Below are 17,990 nucleotides of genomic sequence, written 5' to 3'. Positions count from 1 at the left end.
AGCGCCGGGCGGGCAGGCGCTACGCGTGCCATCGCCGGCAATGTGAATCGGTCCTCTCACTTTCACGCAAGCGATCGCGTCCGCGCGGCCGGCGGAACCGGGCATCGGGGCCGAATCGCAACGCGCGGCCCGAAGCGAGGATGCCGAAAGGGGCCGGGCGGGCAGGCGCTACGCGTCGACCGTTCCCGGCAATTCCCGATAGATCCGCTCGACGTCCTCCTTCGCGCACAGCGCGGTGCCCGCGCTCAGCAGCGAAGCCGACGCCGCGGCTAGCGCGTAGCGCGACGCATCGGCGACGCTCGCGCCACGGTTGAGCGCCGCGACGAGCCCCGCGACGAAGCTGTCGCCCGCGCCGATCGCACTGCGCACCGCGACCTTCACGCCCGGCAGCCGCACCGCATCGTCGCGCGACACGACGAGCGCGCCGGCGTCGCCGAGCGTCAGCGCGACGATCTGCGCGCGCCCGCTGCCGACGATCGCGCGCGCGGCCGCGAGGCGCGCGGCGTCGTCGTCGAGCGGCAGGTCGGTCAGCGCGCGCAGCTCGCCCAGGCTCGGCTTCACCAGATAGACGCCCGCATCGAGCGCGGCCGCGAGCGCCAGCCCCGACGTATCGACGACCGTGCGCACGCCGCGCGCGTTCGCGAGCCGCGCGAGCCGGCCGTAGCAATCGTCGGGCATTCCGGGCGGCAAGCTGCCGCTCATCACCAGATAGCGCGACGCGTCGGCGAGCCGCGCGAGCGCGTCGACGCAGCGCGGCCATTCGTCGGGCGCGAGCGCCGGGCCCGGCAGCACGAAGCGGAATTCGCGCCCCGTCGATGTTTCGAGCACCGAAAAGTTTTCTCGCGTCTCGCCGGCGACGTCGATGCAGCTCGCGCGCACCCCTTCGTCGGCGAGCAGGCCGCGCAGCGCGCGACCGGTATCGCCGCCCGCGAGATAGAGCGCCGAGCAATCGGCGCCGAGGCGCGTGAGCACGCGCGCGACGTTGATCCCGCCGCCGCCCGGATCGCGCCGCGCCGGCGCGCAGCGCAACTTGCGGGTGTCGGTGATGCGATCGACGGACGTCGCGACGTCGACGGCGGGGTTCGGCGTGATGGTGACGATTTCGGGCATCGTGGCGGTCGGGATGATCGTGGTGGTTGTGACAAAAGGGTCCGCAACGGAAAGGAAACGGGGTGATCGAACGCGGCGGCGCGCGCCGCGTTGCGCGTGTTCGGTCCGGCGTCGAACCTTCTGCTGCGGAGCAGGTCCGCCGCCGTTGGCCGTTGGCCGTTGGCCGTTGGCCGTTGGCCGTTGGCCGTTGGCCGTTGGCCGTTGGCCGTTGGCCGTTGGCCGCTTGCCGCTTGCCGCTTGCCGCTTGCCGCTTGCCGCTTGCCGCTTGCCGCTTGCCGCTTGCCGCTTGCCGCTTGCCGCTTGCCGCCGATCAGTGTCGGGCGCCGTGCGCGCGATGCGCAAGCGCCGCCCACGCCTATGCGACGCTCAAATGATCGATGACTTCGCGCACGCCCTTGACCGACCACGCAGCGCCGCAAGCCGCGCGCCGCTCGATCAGCGAATCGACGGTGCCGGTCAGCGTGACGATGCCGTCGCGCTCGTCGACGTCGATATGCCCGGCCTCGCGCTGCGCGCGCCGCGCGAGCGCATCCGCGACGCGCTCGCGCACGGTCTCGCCCGCGTCGCGCGAGCGCACGTCGATCCTGTTGACGACGCCGATCACGCCGCGCATCCGGCTCACGACCGTCTCGGCCGCCTGACGCTGATAGCCGAACTCGACTTCGCCCGTGAGCGTCACGCAGCCTTCGTCGACGTCGACGTGAAGCTCCTGCCCGGCAAGCCCTTCCTGCCACGCGAGCGCCGACACGATCGCGGCGGCGAGCACTTCGTCGTCGCGGGGCGATTCGCTCGGCAGCACCTTCAGCTCGAGCACGAGCGCCCGCGCGCCCGCGATGCGCTGCGCGGCCTTCTGCGCCGCGTACTTCTGCGCCCAGCTGGGCACGAAGCCGCGCAGCGTCACGATGCGATCGTGCACCGACACGTCGATCTGCCGCGCATCCAGCGACGGGTCCCAATACAGTTCCTGCTCGACATCTTGCCTGAGCGCAGCATCCGATTTCATCGTCGTCTCCTCGCCGACCGGTTTCGATAAGCGGCCGCCCTCGGCGAACAACGCGCGGCGGCGCACGCAAGCCAGCATCGCGCATTGCGCGGCGCGGACCTTGACGCGCGTCAATGAAGGAGAAGTGACAAACGGATGCGCGGCGATGCGGCCGGCCGATACGCTGCGACGCGGGAGACGGCGCGGCTCGCGGCGGGTTCGTCGTTCGGCCGCCGATGGCCATCACGCGAAAAACCGACGAAATGCGCGGGGGAAAAAATGAAACCGCACGAATATGTACGAAGGCGTACGAATACGCGCGGAAACCGGGAAAAGCACGAGAAACCCGAGGCGGCGCGACGCATCGCGCACGCGCCGCCGCCGGCGCGCCGCGCGTCACTCCAGATAGAACGCGTCCGGCAGCAAGTCGCCCGCGCTCGTCACGCGCACGTCGCCCTTCATGTTCGTCAAGACGATTTCGAGCGCCGGCTTGCCGAGCTCGATCATCACCTGCCGGCATGCGCCGCACGGCGCGATCGGCCCGTCCGTCTCGCCGACGACCGCGATCGCCGCGAACTCGCCCGGCCGATAGCCCGCCGCGAGCGCCGAGAACAACGCCGTGCGCTCCGCGCAATTGCACAGCCCGTACGACGCGTTCTCGACGTTGCAGCCGTGGAAGATCTTGCCGTCCTTCGTCGCGAGCGCCGCGCCGACCCTGAAGTTCGAATACGGCGCATAGGCCTTCTCGCGCGCGGCCTTCGCGGCTTCGATCAATGCGTTGTGCGTCATGTCGTGTTACCTCGTTCGATGATTCGATGAGCTGTGATTCGGTTCTCGGGGTGCGATGGTGGTGTTGAGCGTCGCTTGCCGCACGTCGCACGTCGCACGTCGCACGTCGCATGTCGCACGCCGCATGCCGCACGCCGCACGCCGCACGCCAGTCTGCGTCGACGTGCGATTTTATGCCAACGTCCATCGCAGCGCCCCGCACGGCCGGCAGGCTCGATATGCCCGATTCTCCTGAGCCGCCCGATGCTCACGTTGCCTGCGGCGCGTCCGATGTGTGCGCCCCTCGCGCGCGGCCCAATTCGCTCGATTACTCGATCACCGCATAGACGACGTGCGCCTGCGCCGGCTGCTCCGCGCCGATCCGATACGCGCGCCGCACGGCGTCGGCGGCCCGCGCAGCCGCGTCGGGCTCGCGCGCGTGAACGATCGCGATCGGCTGCCCCGCGTCGACGCGCGCGCCCCGCTGCGCGAGCGCGGACAGCCCGACCGCATAATCCAGCGCGTCGCCGATCTTCGCGCGGCCGCCGCCCAGGCCGACGACCGCGAGCCCGAGCGCGCGCGCGTCGATCCGGTCGATCCAGCCGGCGCGCTCGGCGAGAACCGGCGCGGCGAGCGCCGCGCGCGGCAAATGCAGCTGCGGCCGCTCGATCAGATCGGCGGGCCCGCCGAGCGCCGTGACCATCCGCGCGAAACGCTCGGCGGCCGCGCCCGATTCGAGCGCGACGCGCAACTGCCGGCGCGCGTCGTCCGCGTTCGCGGCGAGCCCGCCCATCGTCAGCATCTGCGCGGCGAGCGCGAAGCTGACCTCGCGCAGCCGCGCGGGGCGCGCCGCGCCCGTCAGGAAGTCGATCGCGCAGCGCACCTCGATCGCGTTGCCCGCGCACGGCGCGAGCGCCTCGTTCATATCGGTGAGCGTCGCGGCCGTCTTCATCCCCGCGCCGTTGCCGACGTCGACGATGCTGCGCGCGAGCTCCGCCGATTTCTCCACGGTCGGCATGAACGCGCCGGTGCCGACCTTCACGTCCATCGCGAGCGCGTCGACGCCCGCCGCGAGCTTCTTCGACAGGATCGACGCGGTGATCAGCGAGATCGATTCGACGGTCGCCGTCACGTCGCGCACCGCGTAGATCCGCTTGTCGGCGGGTGCGAGCTGCGCGGTCTGGCCGACGATCGCGACGCCGACCTCGCGCACGACGCGCCGCAGCGCGTCGACGGACGGCGCGACGTCGTAGCCGGGAATCGCCTCGAGCTTGTCGAGCGTGCCGCCCGTGTGGCCGAGGCCGCGGCCCGAGATCATCGGCACGCAGCCGCCGCACGCGGCGACCATCGGCCCGATCAGGAGCGACGTCAGATCACCGACGCCGCCCGTCGAATGCTTGTCGACGACGGGACCGTTCAGGCGCTCGCCGCGCCAGTCGAGCACGTCGCCGGAATCGCGCTGCGCGAGCGTCAGCGCGATCCGCGCCGATAGCGGCAGCTCGTTGAAATAGACGGCCATCGCGAACGCGGCGATCTGGCCTTCGGTCACGTCGCCCGTCGTCACGCCGCGCACGAAACGCTCGACGTCGGCCGCGTCGAGCGGCTCGCGGTCGCGCACCTTGCGGATGAATTCCTGCGGCAGGAAAGTCATGACTTGCCCAAGTATTTGATTTTCAACGACACGATCGAATGCATCCCGTACGGCGCTGCGCCCCGCCGCGCGCGGTCGACGTTCCATCCGTTGCCGGGACCGGCAGGCCGGGCGGGAATCTCATGAAGAGCGACGCTATCACGGACGCGCAAGCCGCACACGCAATCCCGACGCGCCGCGAAGGCCCGCTCGATCGGAACGATGCGGGCCCGCGATGGAAGCGATCGCGAATCCGGCTGCGCGGGCAACGGCCGATTCCGGCAGGCGGCGGCGTCCCGCGCGCGTGCATATCGAGGCGATCGAATCGAGTGGCGACCGCTCGCCGCGAGCCGCGAGCCACCGGCCATCGCCATCGCCATCGCCATCGCCACCGCCACCGGCCGCCGGACAGCCGGCAAATTCGGCGCATCACTCTAACCGGGGAATTTCCCGGTCAAGAAAGCGATCCCCGCGGCCGTTAAGTTGGCTAAAGACAGGAGGTCGACATGCTCTACGCCATCTTGACGCCGAAAGCGGAAACGCCGCTGGGTTACTACGATTCGTCGGTGACGCCGACACCGGAGGACATGGCCGACCATCTCGCCAAAGCCATGGGATTCGACGATCGCGAGGAATGGATGGAGGCGTATGGAGTCCACAAGCTCGGCTATGCGCCGGTTCACTGACGGGAGCCGCGAGATGCGCGTCGATCCGTCACGCGGTCGCGCACACGTGCGCGCGCCTTTCGCGACGCGCGCGTCGCGGCGGGCGTGCCGGCGGCTTCAACGGCTCGCGCCGGCCATCGGACTGCGCGCGATCCTGACCGCGCTGCTCGGCTGCCGGTGGCTTCGAGCACTGGCCGAACTCGCGCGTGCGAGCGCGGCCCCCGGCTACAGCCTCGCCGTCGTCGAACGGCGCCCCGATCGCATTCGCCCCCGGCGCGCCCGTATCGACTGACGCCGCCCTTCGGTTCGCGCAACGTCGCTCAATACCCTGCGCCCCGCGTCGCCCCTGCCCGATGCCCGAGCGTCTCGAGCAGATTCCCGAGCAGCCCCGACGCGCCGAAGCGAAACGTCGCGCTCGTCAGATAGCCCGGCCCGAGCTCGCGCTCCGCGAGCGACAGATACTGCGCCGCGTCCTGCGCGGTGCGCACGCCGCCCGCCGCCTTGAAGCCCACCGCGCGCCCCGCCACGCGAATCGTCGCGAGCATCACGGCCGCCGCGTCGAGCGTCGCGTTCACCGCGACCTTGCCCGTCGACGTCTTCAGAAAATCCGCGCCCTCCTCGATCGCGATCTCGCTCGCCTGGCGGATCGCCGCCGCGTCGCGCAGCTCGCCGGTTTCGAGGATCACCTTCAGACACTGGCCGCCCGCCGCCGCGCGGCATTGCGCGACGAGCTCGCGTCCGACCCGCTCGTCGCCGTCAAGCAGTGCGCGATACGGAAACACGACGTCGATCTCGTCCGCGCCGCGCGCGAGCGCATCGGCCGTCTCGCGCGCGGCCGCATCCGGATCGGCCGCGCCGTGCGGGAAATTCGCGACGGTCGCCACCGGCAGCACGAGCCCGCGCGCCGCGAGCGCCGCGTGCGCGACGCCGGCGAAGCGCGGATACACGCACAGCGCGGCGGGCGTGCCGACCGGCGTGTCGGCGGACGCGGCGAGCGCGGCGATCTTCTCGTCGGTGTCGTCGTCGTTGAGCGACGTGAGGTCGATCAGGTGCAGCGCCTTCAGCGCCGCTTCGGTCAATTGGTTGCGATTCAACGAAAGCTCCATGCGAGCACCTCGTTCAAGAAAGGGACAGGAACAGCCCGGCGATCGTCGCGCTCATCAGGTTCGACAGCGTCGCGGCCGCGAGCGCGCGCATGCCGTTGCGCGCGACGTCGGAGCGCAGATCCGGCTCGACCGCGGTGAAGCCGCCCGTGAGGATCGCGATCGACGAGAAATTCGCGAAACCGCACAGCGCGAACGACACGATCGCGATCGTCTTCGGCGCGAGCACGGGCAGCCCGGCCGCGGCAACCTGCGCGGCGTCCTTCAGATACGGCGACAACGCGCCGTACGCGACGAACTCGTTCAGGATCAGCTTCTGGCCGATGAAGCTGCCCGCCACCGGCGCATCTTGCCACGGCACGCCGATCAGCCACGCGAGCGGCGAGAACAGCGCGCCGAGCAGCGACTGCAGCGTGACGCCCGCGAAGCCGAGCCAGCCGGCGACGAGCCCGACCATCGCGTTCAGGAGCGCGATCAGGCCGATGAACGCGATCAGCATCGTACCGACGTTCACGGCGATCCGCATCCCGACGCCCGCGCCGGACGCGGCCGCCTCGATCACGTTCGCCGCGCGCTTCTCGTCGAACTCGAGCGAATCGACGACGACGCGGGACGGCTCCGTCGTCGGGCACAGCATCTTGCCGAACAGCAGGCCGCCCGGAATCGCCATGAACGACGCGGCGAGCAGATACTCCATCTTCACGCCGAGCCCCGCGTAGCCGGCGAGCACCGAGCCCGCGACCGACGCCATGCCGCTCGACATCACCGCGAACACTTCGGTGCCGTTCATCCGCCGGATGAACGGCTTCACGAACGCGGGCATCTCGCTCTGGCCGAGGAAGATCGTCGCGACGGCCGAGCACGCCTCGATGCGGCTCACGCCGAGCAGCTTCGCCATCGCGGTGCCGACGATCGTGATCAGCCACTTCATCACGCCGATGTAATACAGCACCGCGATCAGCGACGTGACGAACACGATCATCGGCAGCACGCGCAGCGCGAACGCGAAGCCGCCGTCGCCGAAGAGCGCGAACATCTTGTCGCCGACGAGGCCCGCGAACAGGAACGCAACGCCGTGCTGGCCCATCTCGAGCACACTGTTGACCGCATGCGCGATCGCGGCGAGCGCGTCGCGGCCGACGGGCACGAACAGCACGAGCGCGCCGATCGCGAGCTGCGTCGCGAGCGCCGCGACGACAGTGCGGGCGCTGATCGCACGCCGGTTGATCGACAGCGCAAAACCGACGCCGAGCAATACCACGATGCCACACAAGCTGCGCAAGATATCCACGAACGTACCTCGGATGATGGGATGAGAGGCCCGCCGTCGCCGGCGCGGCCGGCGGGCTGGCCAGCCCGCTCGATCGGGCGGACGGGCGCGTCCGTCCAATCGTCGGACGAGAACATAACGTGCGCGGCCGGCGAACGCCAGTGGTCGAATCGATCGGCGAACGAAAGATGCGCGCCCGCGCGTTTCGCGCGCGGTTTCGGTTGTCAGCGGGATTTTGGCGAGGTAGGCGAGGGGCGGGCGCTTCGCGGCGATTTGGCGATTTGGCGATTTGGCGATTTGGCGATTTGGCGATTTAGCGTTCTGCGTTCTGCGGTTTGCGGTTTGCGGTTTGCGGTCGAGCGTTACGCGTCAAGTATCAAGTGTCAGGTATCGAGCGTCGGACATCGAACGTCGGGCGTCGGGCGTCGGGCATCACGCATCACGCATCACGCATCACGCATCACGCATCAAGCATCAAGCGCACAATATCGTCGCCTCCCGTGCCGGATTCGGACGCCGACGAAAGCGCGGACGCGGACGACGCCACCGAAGCCGTCGCCAACGCCGCAGCCACCCCCGCCGCCTCCATTCCTCCCACCCCCGCGAACTGCGGCGCGAACCGCGGCGCCGACCACCGAAACGGCAGCACCGCCGCGCTGCGCCGCACCTCGCGAACCCGAAACCGCACGAGACGCCGCGCGTCGTCGAACGCATCGAGCGCCGGCCCGTCCCACACGATCCGCGCGTCGACCGCGACGTACAGCAGATCGCCGCGCTCGAAGTCGACGAACAGCAAACCGGCGCGCGGATCGTGCAGCAGATTGCCGATCGTGTTGAAGAAATTGTTGCCGCTGTAGTCGGGCGTCGTCAGCGTGCGATCGTCGTCGACGCGCACGAAGCCGGGCGGCCCGCCGCGATGCGACACGTCGACGCCGCGCGCGCCGCCCGCCGCTTCCGACGCGTTCGCGCTCGCAATGAAGAACGTATCCGCTCGCGCAAGCAGCGCGCGGTCGTCGGCGCCGAGCTGCGCGGCGCGGCGCTGCGGCGGCGCGGCGTCGATCCGCTGCGGCGGCGCCGGAGTCGACGTGCGGCTCTGGATGTACTTCGGGCAATTGCCGAAGCTCTGGTCGACCGCCACCGCCATCGCATCGCCCGCGAGCGACGCGACGACGCCGTTGATCCGGTTGCGCCGCCGCGTGTGCAGTTCGATGCCGAGCCCGCCGAGCAGGCTGCCGACGCGCCAGCTGCCGGCGAGCGGATCGTCGCGCAGCGCGCCGCCTGCGATGTCGAGCGTGCGCGGCTCCCGCGACGACACGAAGCCCGGCGCGCCGACGCGCAGCGTCGCCCACGGCTGGCCGTCGCCGTCGACGCCGCCGACGACGAAGAACGGCAATTGCGCGTAGAACGCGCGATGCTGATCGGGCATGAACGTGCGGATGCCGCGCCCGCCGGACACGGCGGCCGCTTCCGCGACGCCCGCGCGCCGCTGCGCGGCGAGCTCGCCGTCGTGAAACGGCGCGACGGGCGCCGTCGATGTGGATTGCGTCATGTCGTTCTCCTTCGCGATCGATTCGGCGCCGCGCCCGAGCTCGCGTCACGCGACGCGCAGCCCCGCGCGGCTCGCCCGCATCGGCACGAAGCCCGGCAGCGCCTCGATGCGCGCGAGCCACGCGCGTACGTGCGGATACGGCTCGAGCGATACGCCGCCCTCGGGCGCATGCGCGATGTACGCATATGCGGCGACGTCGGCGATCGTCGGACGGTCGCCCGCCGCAAATTGCCTGGCGGCGAGCTCGGGATCGATCACGTCGAAGAGCCGCTGCGCGATCCTCACCGCGCTCGCGTGATCGAGCGGCGCGCCGAACACGGTGACGAGGCGCGCGGCGGCCGGGCCGTACGCGATCGGCCCGGCCGCGAGCGACAGCCAGCGCTGCACCGCGGCGGCGCCTTGCGGATCTTCGGGCAGCCACGACGGATCGCCGTAACGCTTCGCGAGATAGACGAGGATCGCGTTCGAATCGAACAGCACGGTGCCGCCGTCCTCGATGATCGGCACCTGGCCGAACGGATTGAGCGCGAGGAACGCGGGGCGACGGTTCTCGCCGCCGCGCATGTCGACTTCGACGAGCTCGACGGGCAAGCCGAGCAGCGACAGGAACAACTGAACGCGATGGCAGTGGCCGGACAGCGAACTCCGGTGGAGCCGAATCGGCGCGGCGGGCAATCGAATGGCGGGCATGGGGCGGCACTCCTCGAACGAAGGACTAGATACAAAGGGCTAGATACGAAATACGAAGGTCGAAACGCGAAGGGCGAAGGCGGAGCACGACGAACGGCGGCGGCGGACCGCCTCGGCAACCTGCGCTTTGCGTCGATCCGCCCGCCGACACCCGCAGCGTAGCGCGCGCATCCCGTTCACATAAGATGGATAATTGCCGAAACACAATCCCTGATGAATGGACAATTGACGATGGCGGACATCCGCGACGTGAACCTGAACCGGCTCGCGATCTTCGTCGCCGTGGTGGAGGCGGGGTCGCTCACGGCGGCGGCCGAGCGGCTCGGCCTCGCGAAGACGATGGTGAGCGCGCACATGCAGCGGCTCGAAGCCGAGGTCGGCGCGAGCCTGCTCGTGCGGACCACGCGGCGGCTCAACGTGACGGAGGCGGGCCGCGCGTTCTGCGACGCGTGCCGCGACATCCTGCGCCAGACGGAAGCGGCGCTCGCCGCGGCGGCGGGCGACGCGGGGCCGCTGCGCGGCACGCTGCGCGTGAGCGCGCCCGTCGACTACGGCGCGCTCGTCGTCGCGCCGGCGCTCGTCGCGCTGCGCGACGCGCATCCGGCGCTCGACGTCGAATTGCAGTGCGACGACCGCGTCGTCGATCTCGTGCGCGACAACCTGGACGTCGCGATCCGCCTCGGCCGGCTCGCCGATTCGAACTATCGCGCGGTGAAGATCGGCGGCTTCGAACGCTGGCTCGTCGCGAGTCCGGCGTTCGTCGCGCGCCACGGCGCGCCGGCCGCGCCCGATGCGCTCGGCGCGCTGCCGTACGTGATGCTGTCGACGGTGCCGCGCACGACGCTCGAGCTTTCGAACGCGCGCGGCGAGCGCGCGAGCGTGCGGTGCAAGCGCGCGTTCGCGTCGAACACGGCGACGGCATGCCGCGCAGCCGTGCTCGCGGGCGGCGGCTTCGGCGTCGCGACGAGCTTCTCGAGCGCCGACGACGTCGCGGCCGGCCGGCTCGTGCGCGTGCTGCCCGCCTGGTCGTTCCCGCCCGGCGACATCCATGCGGTGTTTCCGTCGACGAGCCATCCGTGCGCGAAGGTGCGCGCGCTGATCGACGTGCTGAAGGCCCGGCTCGCGGCGTGAGCGCGAGCCAGGGCGAATGCGCTGAACGGCGCGTCACGCAGGCGCGCCGGCGCATCGCTCATCGGCGAAGCCGGCGCCGGCGAGCCGGCTGCGAGTGAAATGCGAAGCGAGCGCGGGCAGACCGACGACGCAGCCCGGCCGAATCGCGTGCGCGGGGCTCCGCGCGTCGCCGTGGCGGGAATGGCGACGAACCTTCGTTCGACGCGTGCGTCGACACGCAGCCGATCGATCCGCACGACGAGACGATCCGCGCCGATCCGAACGCAAACGCATCGGCGCGCTCGACGCAAGATCGACGCGCATCCGCCGCGCGATCGACGCGCGACGTCCAACGCCGACGCGCCGCCGACGCGACGCCCCGCCCGCTCACCGCTTCGCGAGAAACTGCAACGTGCCGAGCAGCACCTTCCGGCAGTTGCGCACCATCTTCTCCTCGGGATCGCGATAACCGGTCAGCAGCCACGCCGCGCCGACGTTCGTCATCGCGCCGACGAGCGCGAGCCCGATGATCCGCTGGTCCGCGCGCTCGCCGGCCTCCTCGCTCACCGGCCCGGCGAGCGAGATGATCATCTTGCCGAATTCGAGCAGGTTCCGCTGATAGGTCGCGTCGGTTTCCGTGCTCACGCCCATCACTTCGAGCAGCAGCACGCGCGCCGCGCAAGTGTCGCGCAGGAATGCGAAGAATGCGGCGAGACCCGCGTCGACCCTCGCTTCGAGCCCGTCGCGCTCGCCGCCGAGCGCGTCGATCGCGTGCTTCACCGAAACGCGCAGTTGCTCCGCGTGATGCTGATAGGTGCAACGCAGCAATGCATCGGCGCTGTCGAACGCCGCGTAGAAATAGCGATCGTTGAGCTTCGCTTCCTGGCAGATCGCGCGCACGGTGGCCCGGCGGAAACCGACGGTGCCGAAGATGCGCGTGCCCGCGCGGATCAGCGCGTCGCGGCGCTCCGCGGCGCGGGCCTCGGGCGCGACCCCGCCGTACGGGCGGCCCTTCTTGTCCAGTTCGAGAGAGTTCTCCATTTCGCTATTTGACATCAGTCAATGTAAAAATTAAAGTGGTGACGACTCACACCACATTCAAAATTGACATATATCACGGAGACACCCTTAGGAGGGCCGTGTGATGAGGAATTTTTCCGGCAAGGTGGCGGCGATCACGGGCGCGGGCTCCGGCATGGGGCGCAGCCTCGCCGTCGAGCTCGCGCGGCGCGGCTGTCACCTCGCGCTCAGCGACGTCAACGAAAGCGGCCTCGCGCAGACCGTCGCGATCTGCGCGACGCACGGCGTGAAGATCACGTCGCAGCGGCTCGACGTCGCGTCGCGCGACGCGGTGTTCGCCTGGGCGCGCGCGACGCGCGACGTGCACGGCAAGGTCAACCTGATCTTCAACAACGCGGGCGTGTCGCTCGCGGCGCCCGCCGAGACCGCGCGGATCGAAGATTTCGAATGGATCATGGCGATCAACTTCTGGGGCGTCGTGCACGGCACTCAGGCGTTCCTGCCGTATCTGCGCGAATCGGGCGACGGCCACGTGATCAACACCTCGAGCCTGTTCGGCCTCGTCGCGATGCCGACGCAAAGCGCGTACAACGCGACGAAGTTCGCCGTGCGCGGCTTCACCGAGGCGCTCAGGATGGAGCTCGAGCTCGAAGGCGCGCCGGTCGGCGTGACCTGCGTGCATCCGGGCGGCGTCGCGACCAACATCGCCACCGCGTCGCGGATCGATTCGAGCATCGCGACGCTGACCGGTCAGGACATCGAAACGCATCGCCGCGCGGCGAACCGGCTCATCAACGTGACGACGCCCGAATCGGCCGCGCGCCAGATCGTCGCGGGCGTCGAGCGCAACGCGCGGCGCGTGCTCGTCGGCGCCGACGCGCGCCGCATCGACAAGCTCGCGCGCCTGTTCGGCTCCGCATACCAAGTCTTCGTGCTGCGCTTCGTGCGCAAGTCGCGCGAGCGCAACCTCGCGCGCCAGCAGGCCGCGGCGCGGACCGCTCCCCCTTCCTCCATCAGCAAGGACCCCGCATGAGTTCGACGACAGACTGGAACGCCGCCCGCGCGCTGAACGATCGCGCGCCGCAGGCGGCGACGGGCGGCGACACCCGCGCCGCGACCGACTTCGACGTGCTGATCGTCGGCGCCGGGCTGTCCGGCATCGGCGCCGCGTACTACCTGCGCGAGCGCTGCCCGGACGCGAAATACGCGATCCTCGAAAGCCGCGCGACGATGGGCGGCACATGGGATCTGTTCCGCTATCCGGGCGTTCGTTCGGATTCCGACATGTTCACGCTCGGCTTCAGCTTCCGGCCGTGGCACAGCGACAAGGCGATCTCGGACGGCCAGACGATCCTCGACTACATCGAGGACACCGCGCGCGCGTACGGCATCGACAAGACGATCCGCTTCAATCACAAGGTGATCGCAGCGAGCTGGGATTCGACGAGCGCGCGCTGGACCGTGCGCGTGCAGCGCGCGGGCGACTCGCATCAGGAAGAAGCCGTCTACACGTGCCGCTTCCTCTACATGTGCAGCGGCTACTACGACTACGACGAAGGCCACGCGCCGAGCTGGCCGGACATGGACGCGTACCAGGGCCGCATCGTTCATCCGCAGCATTGGCCGAGCGATCTCGACTACAAGGGCAAGCGCGTCGTCGTGATCGGCAGCGGCGCGACCGCGGTGACGCTCGTGCCGTCGATGGCGGGCGACGCGCGCCACGTGACGATGCTGCAGCGCTCGCCGACCTACATCGTGTCGCTGCCCGCGCGCGACGCGATCGCGAACGCGCTGCGCCGCTGGCTGCCGTCGGGGCTCGCGCACCGGCTCGTGCGGCTGAAGAACGTGCTGCTGACGATGTACTTCTACAACCTCGCGCGCCGCCGCCCGGACGCGACGAAGAAGTTCATCATCCGCGCGGCGGGCAAGCAGCTCGGCCCGCAGTTCGACGTCAACAAGCATCTGACGCCGCGCTACAAGCCGTGGGACCAGCGCGTCTGCCTCGTGCCGAACGGCGATCTGTTCAAGGCGATCCGCGCGGGCAACGCGTCGATCGTCACCGACGAGATCGAACGCTTCACGCCGACCGGCCTGCGCCTGAAGAGCGGCCAGCGCCTCGACGCGGACGTGATCGTCACCGCCACGGGCCTGAAGCTGAAGATGCTGGGCGGCGCGGCCGTGACCGTCGACGCACGCCCCGTCGACCTGTCGCAGACCGTGTCGTACAAGGGCATGATGTACAGCGGCGTGCCGAATCTCGCATCGTCGTTCGGCTACACGAACGCGTCATGGACGCTGAAGGCCGAGCTGATCGCGCAATACGTGTGCCGGCTGCTCGAGCACATGCGCACGCATGGCTACGACGTCTGCGTGCCGCGGCTCGCACCCGGCAGCATGGAGCTCGATCCCGTCGTCGACCTGACGTCGGGCTATATCCAGCGCGCCGCCGGCGTGCTGCCGAAGCAGGGCACGAAAAAGCCGTGGAAGTCCTACCAGAACTACGCGCGCGATTTCGCCACATTCAGGTTCGGCTCGCTCGCCGACGGCGCGATGCAGTTCGAGCGCCGCCGCCCGGCGCTCGCCGAACGTGACGACACCCGTCAGCCCGCCTACGAAGGAAGGTGATCCCGATGATAATCAAGCTGTTGCACTTTCTCGCTTATGCGTTCGTCGCGCTGTTTGCGTTCACGCTGTTCACCGCGCACCGCATCAAGAAGATGTTCCCGCCCGAGGGCAAGTTCGTCGACGTCGGCGCGGACCGCCTGCACTACGTCGAATACGGCGAAGGCCCGCCGATCGTGTTCGTGCACGGCCTCTGCGGCCAGTTGCGCAACTTCGCGTATCTCGATCTGCAACGGCTCGCGAAGTCGCACCGCGTGATCCTCGTCGATCGCCCGGGCTCCGGCCGCTCGACGCGCGGCCCGCGTTCGACCGCCAACGTCTACGCACAGGCTCGCACGATCGCGATGTTCATCGCGACGCTCGGCCTCGACAAGCCGGTCGTCGTCGGCCACTCGCTCGGCGGCGCGATCTCGCTCGCGCTCGCGCTCAACCATCCGCAGTGCGTGAGCCGGATCGCGCTGATCGCGCCGCTCACGCACACCGAAACCGAGCCGCCCGGCCCGTTCCGCGGGCTCGCTCTGCGCTCGTCGCTCGTGCGCCGCTTCGCGTCGTTCACGCTCGGCATTCCGGTGTCGATTCTGCAAAGCCGCAAAGCGATCGAGTTGATCTTCGCGCCGGAAACCGTGCCGCACGATTTCGGCGTGAAGGGCGGCGGCCTGATGGGGCTGCGGCCGCACGCGTTCTATTCGGCGTCGTCGGATCTCGTCGCCGCGCCGGAGGATCTGCCCGACATGGAAAGCCGCTATGCGTCGCTCGCCGTGCCCGTCGACGTGCTGTACGGCCGCGGCGACCAGATCCTCAACTGGCAGCGCCACGGCGAGGCGCTCAAGAAGCGGCTCGACGCGATCAACCTGAAGGTCGTCGACGGCGGCCACATGCTGCCCGTCACGCAGCCCGCGCAAACGACCGACTGGCTGCTCGAAGTTGCCGACGCGCCGGTGCCCGCCGAGCCCGAACGCCTGACTGAAAGCGTCGAGAGCTGAGCCGACGGTTCGCGTCGGGCGGCTTTCGCGGCGCGTACGCGCGCTGTGAAACCGTTCGATTCGCGTGAGATGCGCCGCCTTTTTTGGGCGGCGCTTTTTTTATGCCGCGACGAATCGCGATGAGCGATGAGCGATGAGCGATCGGCGATCGGCGATCGGCGATCGGCGGTCGGCGGTCGGCGGTCGGCGGTCGGCGGTCGGCGGTCGGCGGTCGGCGGTCGGCGGTCGGCGGTCGGCGGTCGGCGGTCGGCGGTCGGCAATCGGCGGCATGACGAATGCATGCCGTTCGTTGCACGCGCAACGAACTCGGCGCGGCGCCATCGCCACGCGCTTTATTACGCACACCTTCCAGCCCGTCATCGATTACATTACATCGGCCCGTCGCCTCGCTGCGTCCGGAGCGCCGGGCCGCCGTTGCGCACACACGCGACGATCCGATCGCCGCGCATGCATGCGGCAATCAGCCGCATGCGCAATCGGGGCGCAAGCTCGGGATCAGGCTTGCAACGACGAAAAATGATCGCCGCACGAATCCGTGCTCGACGATCGCGATAATCGGAAGGAAAATCTACGATCGTATCCACGGACGAAAGAACGCGCGCGACGCCCTCGTCCGTGCCGGCCGGCGAACGGCCGCCGAATCGCGCGCCGCCGCGGCAGCCGCGTGGAAACGGCCTTGTGCGACGCTCGAATGATCAAGAAAATGCGGCATTGCACGATAACCCGAATAATCGTTGCTTCGCGCGAGCCGGCAGCCCGCGCGAAGCGGCGGATGAAACGACGGTCCGATCGCACGGCCCCCGCGAACCGCGATGCCGCCGATCGGCCGCCCGACAGGCCTCCGACGTCATGCGCAAGCGCTCGACCTTCTTCGCGACTCGTTACCTGCAGTCCTGGATGCAGAGCCTGATGTCGCCGGCGGGCATCATCGTTTGCGGCGCGCTGCTGCTCGCGCTGATCTGGCTGTTCGGCGCGCGTGTGCTGTACGAATCACGCAAGGACGCGTACCTGCACGCGACCGAAAACGCGCACAACCTCGTGCTGCTGCTCGAACGCGACGTCGCGCGCAACATCGAGCTCTACGATCTGTCGCTGCAGGCGGTCGTCGACGGCGTCAACGATCCGCACATCATGGCGCTCGACCCCGCGATACGCAGCAAGGTGCTGTTCGATCGCGCGGCCACCGGCAAGTATCTCGGCACGATCTACGTGATGAACGAGCACGGCGACATCGTGCTCGATTCGCATTTCCCGCATCCGCCGCCCGTCGCGAATTTCGCGTATCGCGACTATTTCGCCTATCAGCGCGACCATCCTCAGGGCGGCCTCTACATCAGCGAGCCGTACGCCGCGCGCCTGCGGCACGGCGCGCTGACGATCGCGCTGAGCCGGCGCATCACGCGCGCCGACGGCTCGTTCGGCGGCATCGTCGCGGGCACGCTCAGCATCGACTATTTCCGCGCGCTGCTCGACGGCCTGTCGGTCGGGCCGGGCGGCACCGCGTCGATCTTCGAGACCAACGGGCTGATGATCACGCGCCTGCCGTTCGACCCGAAGATGGTCGGGCGCAGCATCGCCGGATCGGAGCTCTTCACGCAAGCGAAGGCGCGCGACGAAGGCGTGTTCACCGCCGTCGCGTCGATCGACGGCGTGCGGCGGCTCTACGTGTACAAGCGGCTGCCGGGGCTGCCGATCGTCGTCGCCGTATCGCCCGCCGAACACAACGTCTTTCTCCAATGGCGCATCCGCGCGCTGCGGCTCGGCTTGTTGATGCTCGTGTTCGGCGTCGTGATCCTGACGGGCACCGCGCTGCTGTCGCACGAGCTGCGCTGGCGGCGGCACGCCGAGCTGCGCCTGCAGCGGCTGGCGCGCACGGACGCGCTGACGGGCCTCGGCAATCGCCGCGCGTTCGACGAAAACCTGCGCAGCGAATGGGCGCGCGCGCTGCGCACCGGCCGGCCGCTGTCGCTGCTGTTCGTCGACATCGACCAGTTCAAGGATTACAACGACTGCTACGGCCACCAGGCGGGCGACGACGTGCTGCGCGAAGTCGGCCGCTGCCTCGCGCTGAACGTGCGCCGCGCGGCCGACGACGTCGCCCGCTACGGCGGCGAGGAGTTCGTGATCACGCTGCCGGACACCGATGCGAAGAGCGCGTCCGCGATCGCCGAGCATATCCGCCGCGCGATCTACGATCTCGACATCGAGCACGCAAGAAGCCCGTACGAGCGCGTGACCGTCAGCATCGGGCTCGTCACGTCGCGCGAGAACGTCGCGCATTCCGACACGACGCTCGTCAGGATGGCCGACGCCGCGCTGTACCGGGCGAAATCGTCGGGCCGCAACCGCGTCTGCGACGCGCAGCACGCATAGCGCACGCGGCTCGCGCGTCGGGCCCGTTTTGGCCCGTTTGGGTCCAATTTAGCCCGATTTAGCCCGTTTCAGCGCGGCTTCCGCACACCCGCCGCCGCGCCGCTTTCCGGCTCGC

At 69.5% G+C, this 17,990-nt stretch carries 15 protein-coding genes and 1 pseudogene; 7 read left to right on the top strand and 9 right to left on the bottom strand.

What is annotated here, in order from left to right; translation table 11 throughout:
- Positions 1–168: 168 nt before the first annotated feature.
- The 4 genes from WS78_RS32500 to deoA form a co-directional block, all read right to left on the bottom strand.
- Complete coding sequence (locus WS78_RS32500) at positions 169–1,110, bottom strand: 1-phosphofructokinase family hexose kinase (RefSeq protein ID WP_059579394.1); 942 nt, start codon at positions 1,108–1,110, stop codon at positions 169–171.
- A 355-nt stretch (positions 1,111–1,465) separates the two neighbouring features.
- Positions 1,466–2,113 carry a BON domain-containing protein gene (locus WS78_RS32490; protein WP_038749398.1) on the bottom strand — a complete coding sequence of 216 codons (648 nt, stop codon included), beginning with the start codon at positions 2,111–2,113 and terminating at the stop codon, positions 1,466–1,468.
- 375 nt (positions 2,114–2,488) lie between these two features.
- Positions 2,489–2,881, bottom strand: a complete 393-nt coding sequence (locus tag WS78_RS32480) for a cytidine deaminase (RefSeq protein WP_038749317.1) — start codon at positions 2,879–2,881, stop codon at positions 2,489–2,491.
- A 307-nt stretch (positions 2,882–3,188) separates the two neighbouring features.
- The gene (gene deoA, locus WS78_RS32475) at positions 3,189–4,511 is read right to left on the bottom strand and encodes a thymidine phosphorylase (protein ID WP_059579399.1); all 1,323 of its coding nucleotides are present in this window, start codon (positions 4,509–4,511) and stop codon (positions 3,189–3,191) included.
- A 485-nt stretch (positions 4,512–4,996) separates the two neighbouring features.
- On the opposite strand from deoA, the gene WS78_RS32470 reads away from it, so the two are divergent.
- The gene (locus tag WS78_RS32470; protein WP_038749313.1) at positions 4,997–5,176 is read left to right on the top strand and encodes a hypothetical protein; all 180 of its coding nucleotides are present in this window, start codon (positions 4,997–4,999) and stop codon (positions 5,174–5,176) included.
- A gap of 13 nt (positions 5,177–5,189) precedes the next feature.
- Positions 5,190–5,447 (top strand): hypothetical protein, encoded by a 258-nt coding sequence (locus WS78_RS32465; protein ID WP_059579402.1) that lies wholly within the window; start codon positions 5,190–5,192, stop codon positions 5,445–5,447.
- Positions 5,448–5,475: 28 nt separating this feature from the next.
- On the opposite strand, the gene deoC is transcribed toward WS78_RS32465, so the two are convergent.
- From deoC to WS78_RS32445, 4 genes and pseudogenes are all read right to left on the bottom strand, one after another.
- Entirely contained in the window at positions 5,476–6,261 is a 786-nt protein-coding gene (gene deoC, locus WS78_RS32460; RefSeq protein WP_038749308.1) for a deoxyribose-phosphate aldolase, read from the bottom strand.
- A gap of 13 nt (positions 6,262–6,274) precedes the next feature.
- On the bottom strand, positions 6,275–7,549 hold the full coding sequence (locus WS78_RS32455; RefSeq protein WP_038749304.1) for a NupC/NupG family nucleoside CNT transporter: 1,275 nt from the start codon (positions 7,547–7,549) through the stop codon (positions 6,275–6,277).
- A gap of 469 nt (positions 7,550–8,018) precedes the next feature.
- Positions 8,019–9,198: pseudogene (locus WS78_RS32450) on the bottom strand (pyridoxamine 5'-phosphate oxidase family protein); the annotation flags it as partial.
- A complete protein-coding gene (locus tag WS78_RS32445) occupies positions 9,123–9,767 on the bottom strand; it encodes a glutathione S-transferase family protein (protein ID WP_038749298.1) in 645 nt (214 codons plus the stop codon). The pseudogene WS78_RS32450 and the gene WS78_RS32445, both read right to left, overlap by 76 nt.
- 231 nt (positions 9,768–9,998) lie before the next feature.
- Here WS78_RS32445 and WS78_RS32440 point away from each other — a divergent pair, with 231 nt between their 5' ends.
- The gene (locus tag WS78_RS32440) at positions 9,999–10,898 is read left to right on the top strand and encodes a LysR family transcriptional regulator (RefSeq protein ID WP_059579407.1); all 900 of its coding nucleotides are present in this window, start codon (positions 9,999–10,001) and stop codon (positions 10,896–10,898) included.
- A 366-nt stretch (positions 10,899–11,264) separates the two neighbouring features.
- Here WS78_RS32440 and WS78_RS32430 read toward each other — a convergent pair whose 3' ends face one another.
- Positions 11,265–11,918, bottom strand: coding sequence for a TetR/AcrR family transcriptional regulator (locus WS78_RS32430; RefSeq protein ID WP_038749292.1), 654 nt, complete (start codon positions 11,916–11,918; stop codon positions 11,265–11,267).
- 103 nt (positions 11,919–12,021) lie between these two features.
- Between WS78_RS32430 and WS78_RS32425 the strand changes: the two genes are divergently transcribed.
- From WS78_RS32425 to WS78_RS32405, 4 genes are all read left to right on the top strand, one after another.
- Positions 12,022–12,930 carry an SDR family NAD(P)-dependent oxidoreductase gene (locus WS78_RS32425; RefSeq protein WP_038749289.1) on the top strand — a complete coding sequence of 303 codons (909 nt, stop codon included), beginning with the start codon at positions 12,022–12,024 and terminating at the stop codon, positions 12,928–12,930.
- Positions 12,927–14,522: a flavin-containing monooxygenase gene (locus tag WS78_RS32420; RefSeq protein ID WP_059579414.1), complete on the top strand. Its 1,596-nt coding sequence runs from the start codon at positions 12,927–12,929 to the stop codon at positions 14,520–14,522. Before WS78_RS32425 ends, WS78_RS32420 begins: the two co-directional genes overlap by 4 nt.
- Positions 14,523–14,527: 5 nt before the next feature.
- A complete protein-coding gene (locus tag WS78_RS32415) occupies positions 14,528–15,502 on the top strand; it encodes an alpha/beta fold hydrolase (protein WP_059579418.1) in 975 nt (324 codons plus the stop codon).
- 909 nt (positions 15,503–16,411) lie between these two features.
- Complete coding sequence (locus WS78_RS32405; protein ID WP_038749395.1) at positions 16,412–17,875, top strand: sensor domain-containing diguanylate cyclase; 1,464 nt, start codon at positions 16,412–16,414, stop codon at positions 17,873–17,875.
- Positions 17,876–17,990: the final 115 nt, after the last annotated feature.

It is taken from the genome of Burkholderia savannae (assembly GCF_001524445.2).
In the GTDB taxonomy this organism is placed as follows: Bacteria; Pseudomonadota; Gammaproteobacteria; order Burkholderiales; family Burkholderiaceae; genus Burkholderia; species Burkholderia savannae.
The sequence above is the reverse complement of the archived record's forward strand: the minus strand, read 5'-3'. Positions and strand labels throughout refer to the sequence as shown.

Excerpts from the sequence above, each read along its gene's own strand:
- WS78_RS32480 (WP_038749317.1), bottom strand. The coding sequence starts at position 2,881 with ATGACGCACAACGCATTGATCGAAGCCGCGAAGGCCGCGCGCGAGAAG.
- WS78_RS32430 (WP_038749292.1), bottom strand. The coding sequence starts at position 11,918 with ATGGAGAACTCTCTCGAACTGGACAAGAAGGGCCGCCCGTACGGCGGG.
- deoA (WP_059579399.1), bottom strand. The coding sequence starts at position 4,511 with ATGACTTTCCTGCCGCAGGAATTCATCCGCAAGGTGCGCGACCGCGAG.
- WS78_RS32425 (WP_038749289.1), top strand. The coding sequence starts at position 12,022 with ATGAGGAATTTTTCCGGCAAGGTGGCGGCGATCACGGGCGCGGGCTCC.
- WS78_RS32420 (WP_059579414.1), top strand. The coding sequence starts at position 12,927 with ATGAGTTCGACGACAGACTGGAACGCCGCCCGCGCGCTGAACGATCGC.
- WS78_RS32415 (WP_059579418.1), top strand. The coding sequence starts at position 14,528 with ATGATAATCAAGCTGTTGCACTTTCTCGCTTATGCGTTCGTCGCGCTG.
- WS78_RS32440 (WP_059579407.1), top strand. The coding sequence starts at position 9,999 with ATGGCGGACATCCGCGACGTGAACCTGAACCGGCTCGCGATCTTCGTC.
- WS78_RS32470 (WP_038749313.1), top strand. The coding sequence starts at position 4,997 with ATGCTCTACGCCATCTTGACGCCGAAAGCGGAAACGCCGCTGGGTTAC.
- WS78_RS32445 (WP_038749298.1), bottom strand. The coding sequence starts at position 9,767 with ATGCCCGCCATTCGATTGCCCGCCGCGCCGATTCGGCTCCACCGGAGT.
- WS78_RS32465 (WP_059579402.1), top strand. The coding sequence starts at position 5,190 with ATGCGCGTCGATCCGTCACGCGGTCGCGCACACGTGCGCGCGCCTTTC.
- WS78_RS32490 (WP_038749398.1), bottom strand. The coding sequence starts at position 2,113 with ATGAAATCGGATGCTGCGCTCAGGCAAGATGTCGAGCAGGAACTGTAT.
- WS78_RS32405 (WP_038749395.1), top strand. The coding sequence starts at position 16,412 with ATGTCGCCGGCGGGCATCATCGTTTGCGGCGCGCTGCTGCTCGCGCTG.
- WS78_RS32500 (WP_059579394.1), bottom strand. The coding sequence starts at position 1,110 with ATGCCCGAAATCGTCACCATCACGCCGAACCCCGCCGTCGACGTCGCG.
- deoC (WP_038749308.1), bottom strand. The coding sequence starts at position 6,261 with ATGGAGCTTTCGTTGAATCGCAACCAATTGACCGAAGCGGCGCTGAAG.